Origin of the sequence: Sphingomonas sp. BAUL-RG-20F-R05-02 (assembly GCF_022662305.1) — a bacterium.
Classification (GTDB): domain Bacteria; phylum Pseudomonadota; class Alphaproteobacteria; order Sphingomonadales; family Sphingomonadaceae; genus Sphingomonas.
The window spans coordinates 179,294-191,381 of the sequence record NZ_JAKNQH010000001.1 but is presented as its reverse complement, the minus strand read 5'-3'; the positions used below and the strand labels follow the sequence as shown (position 1 = coordinate 191,381).

The 12,088-nt window shown below is 62.6% G+C and carries 8 protein-coding genes; 1 reads left to right on the top strand and 7 read right to left on the bottom strand.

Annotation, left to right across the window (positions count from 1 at the left end; translation table 11 throughout):
• Window positions 1–4: 4 nt before the first annotated feature.
• Window positions 5–655, top strand: coding sequence for a 4'-phosphopantetheinyl transferase family protein (locus L8F97_RS00915; RefSeq protein WP_242146121.1), 651 nt, complete (start codon window positions 5–7; stop codon window positions 653–655).
• Window positions 656–684: 29 nt separating this feature from the next.
• Here the strand turns inward: L8F97_RS00915 and L8F97_RS00910 are convergent, their stop codons facing one another.
• The 7 genes from L8F97_RS00910 to L8F97_RS00880 all read right to left on the bottom strand — a co-directional run bounded on the left by L8F97_RS00910 (window position 685) and on the right by L8F97_RS00880 (window position 11,946).
• Complete coding sequence (locus L8F97_RS00910; RefSeq protein ID WP_313931873.1) at window positions 685–2,151, bottom strand: lipopolysaccharide biosynthesis protein; 1,467 nt, start codon at window positions 2,149–2,151, stop codon at window positions 685–687.
• Window positions 2,152–2,721: 570 nt separating this feature from the next.
• Window positions 2,722–3,669 (bottom strand): DNA N-6-adenine-methyltransferase, encoded by a 948-nt coding sequence (locus L8F97_RS00905; protein WP_313931899.1) that lies wholly within the window; start codon window positions 3,667–3,669, stop codon window positions 2,722–2,724.
• A gap of 412 nt (window positions 3,670–4,081) precedes the next feature.
• Window positions 4,082–4,753 carry a hypothetical protein gene (locus L8F97_RS00900; protein ID WP_242146118.1) on the bottom strand — a complete coding sequence of 224 codons (672 nt, stop codon included), beginning with the start codon at window positions 4,751–4,753 and terminating at the stop codon, window positions 4,082–4,084.
• Window positions 4,750–7,713, bottom strand: a complete 2,964-nt coding sequence (locus L8F97_RS00895; protein WP_242146117.1) for a class I SAM-dependent DNA methyltransferase — start codon at window positions 7,711–7,713, stop codon at window positions 4,750–4,752. The genes L8F97_RS00900 and L8F97_RS00895 overlap by 4 nt, the downstream gene beginning before the upstream one ends.
• Window positions 7,710–8,180: a hypothetical protein gene (locus L8F97_RS00890; protein ID WP_242146116.1), complete on the bottom strand. Its 471-nt coding sequence runs from the start codon at window positions 8,178–8,180 to the stop codon at window positions 7,710–7,712. Before L8F97_RS00890 ends, L8F97_RS00895 begins: the two co-directional genes overlap by 4 nt.
• A 489-nt stretch (window positions 8,181–8,669) precedes the next feature.
• Window positions 8,670–9,872 carry a GIY-YIG nuclease family protein gene (locus L8F97_RS00885; protein ID WP_313931898.1) on the bottom strand — a complete coding sequence of 401 codons (1,203 nt, stop codon included), beginning with the start codon at window positions 9,870–9,872 and terminating at the stop codon, window positions 8,670–8,672.
• Between the two features lies 1 nt (window position 9,873).
• Window positions 9,874–11,946 carry a DEAD/DEAH box helicase gene (locus L8F97_RS00880; protein ID WP_242146115.1) on the bottom strand — a complete coding sequence of 691 codons (2,073 nt, stop codon included), beginning with the start codon at window positions 11,944–11,946 and terminating at the stop codon, window positions 9,874–9,876.
• Between the last annotated feature and the right edge of the window lie 142 nt (window positions 11,947–12,088).

The window sequence follows — 12,088 nt, the reverse complement described above, 5'->3', positions numbered from 1 at the left end:
GCGGGTGACGGCGGCAGAGGTCTACGTCGGCAGCCTCGACCTGCCAGACACGGAGGTCGAGCAGCTTACGCTGTTGCTCTCACCCGAAGAGCGCGCCCGCGCCGCCCGCTTCGCCTTCGCGCGAGACCGGCGGCGCTTCGTGGTGCGCCGCGCGCGCCTGCGGCAGACGCTGGCGCGCGAGACCGGCGTCGCGGCGGAGCGGATCAGGTACATCGAGAACGGCTATGGCAAGCCGGCGCTACCCGGCGGCGGCCCCTACTTCAGCACCTCACATTCGCACGAGCTATGGGCTGTTGCCGTGTCGGGGCAAGACCTCGGCGTTGATCTGGAACGTCATCAACCCGGTCTCGATTGGCGCGATCTCGCCGCCGGGCTGTTCCGCGTCGACGAACGCGCCGCGCTCGACGCGCTCGCGCCAGGCGACCGACTGCGCGGCTTCTTCGACTGCTGGTCGCGCAAGGAAGCCTTTGTGAAGGCGATCGGCAAGGGCCTCTCCTACCCGCTCGATACGTTCGCCGTCTCGGTCACGCGCGAGGCGCGGTTGCTGTCGGGGGCGGAGGGATGGAGCGTCGCGGACCTGACGCTGGCGGAAGGCTATTCAGCGGCGCTTGTGGTCGCAGGCGAGTTAACCGTGAACGTCACGATCCACGCTTGACGGCAGGTCTGCCGTAAACGCGGGTGCCGTCATGCCACTGCCCCGCGTCGCGCGATCAGTTTGGCGAACTCCCCAATGATCGGACGTGCCACCACCAGCACCAGCCCACCGTAGACCGCGACGCCGACGGTCACCAGAATCGCGAGTGTCTGCAGCGGCGCCATTCCCGCGATCAGTTCCGATACCGCCAGCACCGCCGCCGCCATGCCGGCCGAGGCGATCGCCGCCGGCATCACCGCACGCAGCAGCGCCCGCGCCGACGTCCCGATCACCGGCATCGAAAACGCCGCCGTCAACATCATGTGGATGGGGGCACCGATTACCCAGCTCCACGCCATGCCGACCGCGCCGTAGCGCACGCCGATGGCGAAACCGATCGGCATGATGAGCGCCCCCACCGCAGCACCCCACACCTGCAGGCGCGGATGGCCAAGCGCGGTGGTCGCCGGCGCGAACAGCACCTGCACCGTCAGGAACGGCATCGCTACCGCCAGCAACCGCACGATCGGCGTGGCATCATCCCACTTCGGCCCGAGCACGACATCGACAAACGGCCCCGCCACCAGCGCCAGCCCGACGTAGAACGGCAGCGCACCGAACATGATGAGCCGCACCGACTTCGCGAACGCGTGACCGGTCGTCTCGCGATCCCCTTGGAGTCGCGCATAGGCCGAGAACGCCACGTCGTTAAGCGGCGGCACGAACTTGCTCGTGACGATCTGCGCGAGGAACAGCGCCTCCGCGTAGAGCCCGAGGTGGCGCGCATCCAGCGAACGACCGCCAATCACGATGTCGCTCTGCGTCTGGAACAGCCATAAAAGCGAGCTCAGCAGCATCGCGCCGCCAAACCACACCACGCCGCCCGCGCCCTTCAGCCGGAACGTCGGCAGCACCCCCAGCCGCGCCGCCAGCGTCATGCCGAGCGCGCGCGACCAGATCACGCACATCGGCGCGATCACCAGCGTCCACACCCCGAACCCCGCCAGCGCGCACCCCAATGATGTGCCCGCGCCGATCAACGCCGAGACGAGGTTCACCTTCGCCTGCACCTTGTAGTTGAGCTGCCGGCTCAGCAGCGCACTCGGCAACGCCACGAACGGCGTGGCGAGGTACAGCGCGGCCTGCGCGGTCAGCAGATGCGCCACCATGGGGGTGTGGAAATATTGTGCAGCCAGCGGCGCGATCAGCACCTGCGCCAGTGCGATGCCGCCGTTCAGCAGCACCAGGATGCCGAACACCTGCCGGATCAGTGTTTTGGTGAGTTCAGGCGTGCGGATCAGCGAGGCGGTGAATTCCTGCCCATTGAGTAGACTGAGGAACACCAGCACGCTCTGCGTCATGGCGAACAGGCCGTAATCGCGCGGATCGAGGATGCGGATGACGAAGAACGTCGCCGCCCACATGATAAGCTGCGCGATCACCTGACTGCCCGACCGCCAGGCTATCGCCTGCACGATCTGCGTCGCGAAGCTCTTTTCCACCGTTATCTCGGACATAGAATTCATCGGCTTAAGGCTCGCATGCGTAACGATGCGACCGTAGCGCCGGGGAAGTGGAGGAAGGATGAAGGAACTGCGGCGGAACCACACTTTTCGCTCGCAGCAGAGCCACTTGCGGCAAATGGTCGGGGAGACAGGATTCGAACCCGGAATATCCATCACCCAGACCCACGGAAATTCGCGGGTTTGCAGGATTGCCCCACCCTTGTGAATCGGTTGTGTGGTACTGTCCAGTGTATTGTTCGCGAGCGCTAATGTCGCAATTTCGAGGCTTTGAGCTGAACTAGCCGAAATCTCCAAGCCCGCGCCTTCACCCGCTCGTCGATTGGTAGGCGCGATTGCGTTACGCATGCCACCTCCGCCACCCACGCCATCACCGCATAGGCCACTTCGATCGGGCCAATGTCGCCCGGATCGATCAGCGCGCGAAACTTGAAGATCCACGCTTCGCCTTGCCGTCGTCCTCACCAACGCATATCGCGCCATCGGGCATGACGGCTCGCTGAAGCGGCAGATAACGATCCGCGAAACTGCACTCGGACTGGAAGCGCTGCACCACTTCATCGATCATCCACCGCTGGCGCGTGCACCAATGTGTTTTGGGTGTGCTGGCGATGGAGAGTGAACCGGTTGATTTTCGGCTGTGATCAATTGGGTTCGCGCGAGCCAGTGGCCCGGGACCAGCTCCGAAAATCGCCGCTTCTGCTTCGTTGTCGCTCCCAAAGTGGCGACCATGAGTGAGAAGGGCGTGTACTGCGGCTTGCCTCGTGCGCTCAGGAACTTAACTCGTCCTCGCAGCAGGAAGATGTCGGCGTCGGCGCTCAGAGTGTCATGGAAAAAGGTCGAGTCGGTCCGCACTGGAACGAGGCACACAACGGTCGCGACTTTGCCGGCGCGCCATTGGTCGTGGGCCCGTCGAAGCCAGGCGAGCATATTAGAAAAAGGCGGATTGACGTACGCAAGTTGACCGGACCAATCGTCAACGAGACCGTCGCCACCCTCGCTCAGAAGGATCCGACGACGCGCCACCACGGGGCTACGAAGATCGGCGCAAGGATCCAGGTCGATAGGCCCGAAGGCAGCGTAAACACTATCCATGAAGTCAGGCGGTGTGAAGCGGCTGTCCCGATCTGCCTTGTCGCCCTGTCCCCAAAATGACCTCTCGGGCGCTCGGCGGCGAGCGCTTGGTGCGAGCACCGTCAGCACCTTCACCAGGCTCGCGACCGATCCGCCACCGCGTTCCAAACTGGCCACAGTCGTCCGCGACAGACCCGCCTTTGCCGCCACTTGATCCAGCGACAAGGATCGGGTGCGTCGCCTGGAGCGCAGTTGTTCGGACAAGCATGTGCCCGAACCAAGACCAGTCAGACGGAAATCCAACGCCGTCATAATCGCCATCAGCGTTGCGACCGAGCCTACGCCCGCTTCCAGCCTCCTGACGGTTTGAACGTCCACAGCAATCCGATCCGCCAGAGCGCGTTGTGACAAGCCAGATGATCGACGGGCATTCCGTATTTCTTTGACCAGTATTTGATACCTCCCGGCGCTATATTCTGCACCAAATTAAGTCTATGAACATGGGCGATAGGGGCTAGCGACGCTGCCCGCATTGCGACCGTATCGTTATCATCGTTGGTCGCCGTATCATGCTAGCCGGATAGGGCGCGGAAGGCTTGGATTGTGAAGATTCGGCTCCAAGGTGATTAGGCCGGGCCGAAGAGGGATGAAAAGGAAGATTTGCGAGTGAAGTCTTGGAAGTACGAGCGGTCATCGAGCGGCGCATTGGGCACCACAAGCATATATTTGATCTGAATATCTGGCTGATAGTCGCGACGGATCTGCGGCGGCTCTACCCGTGCCTTTGCTGACCCGCCTGCGCTACGAAAAACCTGGGGATTTCGGGCTTCTTGGCCATCAAGGTTATCTCTTAGAGGCTGGACGTCAGCCCGAGAAAAGCGTGGTGGATCGCGATGGCTGGTCGATCAACGGTTCTGGCATGTTCGGACAGCCAAAATGCCGAATGGTCGACTACTTTAGAAAGCACGATCTGTTCGTCGGCGCGTTTCACGCGTCCCAAATAAGCGTTTACGCCCGCCGCTGCCGACTGCGCATCGCCGGCAAGCAGATACCCCGCCATGAAGCCGGAGGCGTGGTTTTCGGCGTATTTGCCCGAACGGAACCGATCGACGCCCTCGACCACATACTCGCGGCAAAGGTAGGTGTCGCTTCCATCCAGGCGCTTGCACTCGATGATCGCGTGAGGATCGTGCTCCGCGTGGCGCAGGAAAACTTCCACGACATACAAGGGAATGTCTGTCCGACCGTCGGGTGTCATAACATCGGGGGTAGAGCGCGACTCCATGCCGAGCGCCACGATGAAGGACTTGCCCCACGCCAGCGTTCCGGACGTGAGAGCCTGGCGCATGCCGTCTCGCAGCCGCTCGGTCATTACGACCTCGCCTTTTAAGACTGTTTCCCTATCTATGGCCGCCAAAGCCCAGCCCTTCCGCACCGTCACCAGGATCGCGGCGACCACCTCATCGGCTAGAGCGATATATTCCCGCCCGACCACCCCTTGGAACTCATCGGGGATCCTCAATGTCGGCGCCCCGCAAAGCTCTCGGCGATCACCGCGTCTGCGTCTTCAAGCGCAACGCTTTCCAGCCAGTGGCGACGAGCCGCAGGCTTGACGATCACGACCTCGTTGCGGCCATGGACCCGCAGTTCACGCTGACCGGTGAGTGCGCTGGCAAGAGGCACCCTCATTCGGTCTCCGAGCCGTCCGAAGACCGCCGTGAGACTCCCGTTCGGCGAGACGATTTCGACCTCCGGGGGCTTGGCGCCGTCCTCCAGGACGAATCGGACAATCCGCATCGCATCCGTACCACGCAGGTCGAACACTTCCGCTCGAACGCTTCGTTGGCGACGCGCCGAAAGCCATCGATCCAGCACAGCCGAGAAGGTCTGTGCATAGGCCGCGACACCCTCGCGCGGGTCCGCCGGGGTCATCGAGTCGGAAAGCCCCGCGCTCCATTGCCATCCTGCTTTGAGGAGCCCGTCTCGCACCACTATCCGGTCGTCGGCGTCGAGGCCGTAGAGATCGAAGACAGCCTCGTCGAGCGCGATCCAATCTTCTACATTCGGAGCCCGAGTTTGGAATTGCTGCTCAAGCTGATAAATCTTTCGACCGGCATCTGAACTCGCGATCAGGTTGAGATCGGGCGTGGGCAGTAGCGCCACGTCCTGTCGGAAGAGACGACGTTTGTAGAGGCCGAATTCTCCGGCGGTCATTAGGAAAAACCAAGACGCCAAGGCTGAGCCCAAGACACCGGCGAGGATATGGGCTGCTTCGCGATGGGACGCGGGGAAAGGTGCGCCAAAGAAGGCTTCGGCGAAGACGAGGTCGCGATCGGAGACCGCGGTCAAGGGCCTCGGCTCCCCGGGCAAAAATTCCTTCACCAGCAGCAGGGGCGCTTTGTAGAGTGCCCGGTCACGCGGCCACTGCGCGGCCGTTAGTCCGAACGAGGGTAGGTCGTCGGGCACGGCGAAGGGTTGGAGGTCGTCCTTCTGCAGATAGTCGAGCGCAGTCAGGTAAGCCGCGTCGCGGTTCCGGTTCTCGGCTTTGCCAAGAATAAGGCCATCGCCTAGCACAGTTTTCAGGTCACGAAGCCGCTCGCCAAGCGGCTGATGCCGGTCGGTCAGATCGTCAACGAGGCGCAGGTCCCGGCGCCGGCCGAAAGCCGCCGTCTTGAGGCGGGTCGGCCGTGCTTCCCAGTCGTCCAGCGAAAGACGGACGATATCGCTGGGTGCGATTTCGAAGGTATGGGAGCGCGGCCCCGCGGGCGACCACGGGACCTGAACGATGGTCACGGTTTCGGTTGGCTGGGGCCGATGCCGAGCGAACAAGACCATGGCCGGCATCGCTGCGCCTTCGAACAGCCAGGATCGCAGGTTCGAGAAATTGACGAGCGTCACCGGGCCCAGCGCTCGGACCACGTGGCGTGCCGCTGACGCGCCGGTTTTACTGGCGCTGAAGAATGGGGTGGCGCTGAGGACCATGCCAAACCGCGTTTGCGGGTTCGCGAATTCGGCAGCCCGCATTAGGAAGTCTAGGCCCACGCCCCGTGGCTGGGCGGGAAGGGTCTGTCCGCCCTTGCGGCGATCGGCCGTGCCGGCTTTACCTTTGAAGCTCCAAGGCGGGTTGCCGACGATGACGTCGAACAACTTTAGACCGTTATCTTCGACGAGATGTTCAATCCCGGCATCTGTCTGATCGATGGTTCGAGCGTCGCCAACGAATAGCGTTCGGCCGATCAGAGGCTCGAACGTCAGGCCTTCCGGAGGCTGGGGATCGGGGTCGAGTTCAAGAGCTGCCAGATAGAGGCTGAAAGCCGCGACCCGGATCGCAGCTTCGCTGATGTCGACGCCGTAGACCTGGGTATAGAGCGCCTTGCGGATGCCCCCCCTCGTCAGCGGCGTTTTCAAGCCCTGCAGGTGGACCAACCGCCGAAACCCCTCGACAAGGAAGACGCCCGATCCGCAGGTCAGGTCGAGCACGGTCTGTTCGCCGTCGAGGCCGTCCATGACCTCGTCAAGGATCAAGGCGACCACAGGCAGGCGGGTATAATAGACGCCTGCGCGGGTGGCCTCCGTGGATCGGGCACGTCCGGCGATGGGCGCGGCGCCGGAGTGTGCGAACTGTTCGTAGATCGAACTGATTAGCTCTACCGGGATGACGTCGAACTGATACGGAAAGAAGGTGGTCTGCCCGCTGACCGGATCAACGGCATCCAGAAAGTTGGCGACCCGGGAAAGATGCTCTGGAGCGGGCGGGGCCGCCGAGGACGGCGGGAACATGTCGCCGTTGAAGGTCTTGGAAAGCCACTGGAACAGCTGGTTGGTTGCATGCCGGTCGCGCAGCGCGGCTGACAGACGTGTCGTTCCACAAAGACTGCTCATCCGTTCTGCGGTGATGATGTCGCGATCAAGCAGATACTGAGTGAAGATCGCCCGGCCTATCAGCGCCTGCGCCTCGTCCCGCACGAGGTTCGCCGAGACTAGGTCCTTTTCGAGCGCCGCAAGGTCCGACAGCAGTTGCTGATCGACGGCGGTTTTGCGATCTACTTGCTTGGTTTTGGTCCAGAATTGCCCGGTTTCCATGGCGAACCGGCCAGCAAGCGCGTCGAGTTCCTCCAGTCCGGATGCGATCGTAAGGAAGGTTGCGAGCCGGTTCTGGGCCGGATCGGCCTCCGGCCGGGGGCGACCGAAGCCGTTATAGAGATCGATGCGATCCGGCGACACGATCCAGAGTAGGGGCGCGAAACCCTCATTCCAGATCTCGTGACGCCAAGCGGCCAAATCCAAATCGGCCGGCGGGCTCGAAGTGAACTTGAAATAGACCGTCAGAGAGGACTGACCGCGCCACAGAGCGTCGGGCGTGAAAGATCGGCCTCGCCGACCCAAGCGAGCTTCCTCGCCCAGCAGAACGCCCGGCGCAGCTTCGCCGTCGGCCATGTAGCCGGTCGCTGACAGGATTTGACGAAGCGCCGCGTTAGTCATCGGCCCGCCTTCACCATCTGGGGCGCGAAGGGTAATGCCGCTTGAAGCGACGCGGGCGCGAGCGGCATTACTCGTTGGCTCAAATCGTGGATGAGCTGCGCGCAGGGGACGACGAAGGTTGGATCCTTAAGTGGCTTGGCCCCAAGGTCAGCGCCGGGCACCAAGCGGGCTGTCTGCGCGTCAATCAGAGCGACCGAGCCCTCGAGATCAAAGGGACGACTCTCTGAAAGGGCGCGAAAAAGCGCGTCCATACTGCCACCGATATCGCTAATACGTACGTGAAAATCGCCGGTAATCCGCCGTGTGATCGCTAAGCCGAGAATGTCTGCGAAGGTAAAGCGCGCCGCTTTGCCGGGCTTGGCGGCGAGATACCTCACTGCCTTGCGCCACGCACGCACCTCACCAGGTGAGACGCCCGCAAGATCGCGCGCTTGTTCTTGAGTGAAATGGATCGTTTGCAGCGACATGATTACTTGTCGCAGACGACAGGAAAATGCGCAACAGCGAACGCCGAATTCCAACTTCGTCGATGCTGGTCGATCGGGTAATGGCCTTGGTCCGGGTGAATTGACGAGGAGTTGCACGATGGGGCTGAGAATCGCAGCTTAGCGATGATCGGTTCCAAATCGGACCGTCCGCAACCGGCCCATCTTCAGCCAAACCGCCCTGCCTGAACAACCGTCCGCTTCCGCGGTAACCGCCGAGCTGCCGTGAACGACCGATTGTGGGTCCAGCCGGTCGGAGTCAAACGATCATAATGTGTGCTTAAAAGGTATCAGATTCTGACCACGCAACGTTGCACCTTATTTTGTCGCGCTGCTAGACGAGCGTCTAGCGACGGAAGATGGACGCACGTTGGCGGGCGACCATGATGCGAGGGTGCCGGCCTCCCACCTATCGCGCATCTGCCGGTATCGGAGGGGACGCAGGACGTTACGGTCGTCCAACAACAGAGGTCAGATCGACGCTTCCGGCAGCAGCCTTGCCGTCTTTGGATCGTAGGTCGTGCCCGCCAGCGTCCCGTCGCCGATCCGGTCGACGATCTCGTCGATAATCGCCAGCGGCACAAGAAACCATTCGCGTGGGCGGACGGGCTTGCCGAAACGATCGGGGATTTCGACATCGTACCGGACGCGATTAAGGACGCGATGAATGAGAGCCTCCAGCCGCGTGCGATGCACGTCGTGCAGCGTGTAGGTTGCGATCACATCGACGTCAGCGAGGAGGTAGGTCGCGTCGTCCGCGGCACGGGCAATCCGGGATTCCACCTTGCCGCCCGTGATACCGATTTTGTGAATGAGCTCGCGATGGGCGGCGATAGTGGGATGGGTGGAACGGCTACGCAGGACGTAGAGAGTGCCGGTCGGCAAGCGGTCGGGTTCGTCCTCAGCGCCGCCGCGGTCGCCGAACAGTGGACCGGCGGTCGGTTCGCTGACGCGGCGGCCGCCCTCGTCCTTATACAAAGCACGCTGAAGCGAGCGGAGTAAAAGATTGCTTTCCGTGCCGTTCGAATAGACGACGCGCAGGCGGGCGTCGACCTCGCCATTGGGTGCCGCGATCGGATCGCCGACGCTCGCCACGTACGCGATCTGGCCTCCGAGGATGAAGAACTCGCCCTGCTTAATGTCGGCCTTCGACATCCCGAGGTCGCGGACGAAGGGGCGTGTCGTCCGGGTGCCGGCGTCGAGGTCGACCTGGACCTGTTCGAAGCGCGGCTTGAAAGCGTCGAAGTCGTCGCAGCGGGTCGCGGCGGCGACCTCCTCGGCGGCGGATCGCTCGGCGTTCGATCGGACGTTGCGCAACTGAGTGATGTCGTCGGCTGCCGGGGCTTCGACGCCCAGTTCAGCCAACAGCGCACTGTCGTCGAGATCATCGACCGGCGCGACGGCCGTCACGCCGTCGAGCAGCCCATGCATGTCTATGTCCGCCAGCAACGCGCGGCAATCAGCCTGCACGCGCAAGCGGTCGAGGCGGACGGCGTAGAGCCGTTCGAAGATATCGCGGTCCTCACCGTGCTGCGGGGCACGGCTATGCTCTTCGCGGAACTTCACGATATCCTCGAACCCCGCGATTATCCGCTCCTCGCGCGTGGTGCGCGCGCGCACCTTCTTGGGCGTCAGATCGACGCCCAGTTCGGCAAGGATGTCGTCGTCGGTCATTTCAGCCATTGGCCGTGGCCTGGGCGCGATAACGGGCGAAGGCGGCGACGCCCACGGCAAGCTGGCGCTCCCACGGATCCTGCGACGTGGCCTCGGGCGCACGGCCGCGCTCTCGCTTCCACTGCACGGCGCGGATCGCATAGGCGCGCGCCTCCTCCTCGGTCAGTGTGTTCTTGCGCGCGGTAATCGCGGCCTGCACCTGGCGCAGAAGACCCGCATTCATCGCCTTGGCGAGGATCGCGACGGCCGCGTCGAACGGATTGATGTGGTCGATCAGATCGATATCGAGCTCGCGAACGTTCATGAACTTGCGCACGCCATCGACGAAGGACGTGTTGGCCTTGAGCTCACCGGTGCCGTCGTCGCTGGCAGTTTCGGTGATCACCTTCGCCGCCTGCTGGGTGATGTTGAGCGCGGCGATGGCATGCTGGCGCACCGCTTCCTGATCGGTCTCGCTCAGCTCGGGATAACGATCGCGGACGATCTTGCCCATGCGCACCACGGTCAGCTCCTCGGGCACCAGCTCTGGATCGAACAGGCCGCGCGATATCGCCTGTTTGTCTTGGATGAAGCTGGTGATGACCTCGTTCAGATCCTCTTGGCAAATGCGCTTCGCCTCAGTCGTGGTCGGCTCGATCAGCCCCTTCAGCTCGAAGTGAAACTGGCCCCGCTCCTCGTTCACGCCGACATTGGCCTCACCTTCACGGTAGCCGCCGGGGCCATAGTCGAAGTCTTTCTTTGGCCCGACATCCTTGGACGTGAATTCAAAGCGCGGCGCCAGCACCTGTTCCATCAGCAAGCTGGCGGCGATTGCTTTGAGCGTGTCGTTGACAGCGTCGGCGACTAGGTCGTCAGCAGCGGCTGGTTCGGCGATCAGATTGGTGAAGCGTGCCACCGTCTTGCCCGGCGCATCGCGGGTGGCGCGGCCGATAATCTGGATGATCTCGGTCAGGCTCGAGCGGTAGCCGACGGTCAGCGCATGTTCGCACCAGATCCAGTCGAACCCTTCCTTCGCCATGCCGAGCGCGATGATGATATCGACATAGTCGCGGTTGCTACGCGCTTCCGGGCTTTTCAGAGCCGAAGACACGCGGTCGCGCTTCGACGGATCGTCATCGACCAGATCGGCGATCTTGATCGTATTGCCCGCCGCCGTTTCGATCAGGTGGAAGCCGGTGGCCTCGTCGGTGCCGCGCCAGGTGCCAAGGTGATCCATGATCTCCTCTACTTCGCGATGCTTGTCCTTGGTGCTCTCCCGCGAATTGACGCTCGGGATGTGGACGATCGTCTTCACGGCCGGATCAAGAAGGTTGTTGATCTTGTCGATATAGCGCCCGGTGTAGAAGCTGTAGGCGATGTCGAGCGTCTTCAGATATTCGTAACCGTTGAGCTGCTGATAATAGGTATAGGTGACTGGGACGAACTTCGCCTCGTCCTCCGGGCTGAGCACCGCGACCGCGTCACCGCGGAAATAGCTGCCCGTCATCGCGATCAGATGCACCTGGTCGCGCGCGATCAGCTGGCCAAGCAGCATGCCCAGCCGGTTCTCCGGGTCGGCCGAAACGTGATGGAATTCGTCCACCGCGATCAGCCGCCCATCGAACGCCTCAATTCCTAGCTCGGCGAGCGCGAAGCGAAAGGTGGCGTGGGTGCATACCAGCACCGGATCACCGCTGGCGAGGAATTCGGCCACCGCCTTCACCTTCGACTTCGCGACCTTCACATCGTCAGCGCCGGGAACGTTGCACAGGTTCCAGTGGGGCTTGACGGTCCAGTCCCAGTAGAAGCCGTGCTTGGTGAGCGGCTCGTCGGCGAAGCTGCCGCCGATCGAGCGTTCCGGCACGACGACAATCGCCTGGGTGACGCCCTGATTGTGCAGCTTGTCGAGCGCGATGAACATCAGCGCGCGCGACTTACCCGACGCGGGCGGCGACTTGATCAGCAAATATTGCTCGCCGCGATAGGCATAGGCCTCGCGCTGCATTTCGCGCATGCCGAGTTCGTTTGGCTTGGAAGATACGCCGGTATTTGCCTTGACCAGACGGACAGCGGGAATTGGGCGGGTCTCAGTCATTACTTCTCTCCGCCAACGCACCCAGTTCAAGACGCGGAAGGTTATGAACCTGTAGGCCTGCGAGTGTGGGGACAAGCGCTTGTTCTGCAGCACCACATTTCGCGGGAAGCTGCGGAATGCTGGCACTCGATTTCATATGCCG

Excerpts from the sequence above, each read along its gene's own strand:
- L8F97_RS00885 (WP_313931898.1), bottom strand. The coding sequence starts at position 9,872 with ATGACCGACGACGACATCCTTGCCGAACTGGGCGTCGATCTGACGCCC.
- L8F97_RS00895 (WP_242146117.1), bottom strand. The coding sequence starts at position 7,713 with ATGACTAACGCGGCGCTTCGTCAAATCCTGTCAGCGACCGGCTACATG.
- L8F97_RS00890 (WP_242146116.1), bottom strand. The coding sequence starts at position 8,180 with ATGTCGCTGCAAACGATCCATTTCACTCAAGAACAAGCGCGCGATCTT.
- L8F97_RS00880 (WP_242146115.1), bottom strand. The coding sequence starts at position 11,946 with ATGACTGAGACCCGCCCAATTCCCGCTGTCCGTCTGGTCAAGGCAAAT.
- L8F97_RS00910 (WP_313931873.1), bottom strand. The coding sequence starts at position 2,151 with ATGTCCGAGATAACGGTGGAAAAGAGCTTCGCGACGCAGATCGTGCAG.